This window comes from Sodalis-like endosymbiont of Proechinophthirus fluctus (assembly GCF_001602625.1).
Taxonomy (GTDB): Bacteria; Pseudomonadota; Gammaproteobacteria; order Enterobacterales; family Enterobacteriaceae.
In genome coordinates this window covers 15592-15878 of record NZ_LECR01000043.1, presented here as the reverse complement: position 1 = coordinate 15878, position 287 = coordinate 15592, and positions in this window count along the sequence as shown.

Below are 287 nucleotides of genomic sequence, written 5' to 3'. Positions count from 1 at the left end.
GCTTTAGCGCCGTAACCTCGACGTCGCCACGCAAATGCTGCTCAATATTGGTGCATAGTCGATGCAGCTGCAGCACGCCGCTGTAGCTGCAGCTGTCGTGCAGCTTTATGGATCAAGCTACTGATGTGCTCATCGTGCGTGCCGTTTGCCACTGCTTCTACCCGCTGTTTTATTTCGGGCAAAAACTCCAGCAGCATCCCCCCATCCCCAGCATTTCCCGTGCCAAATCCGGTTTATCCGCCGCCTGATGCAGCGCCAGCTGCCAATCGAGCGAAACATCCTGATTG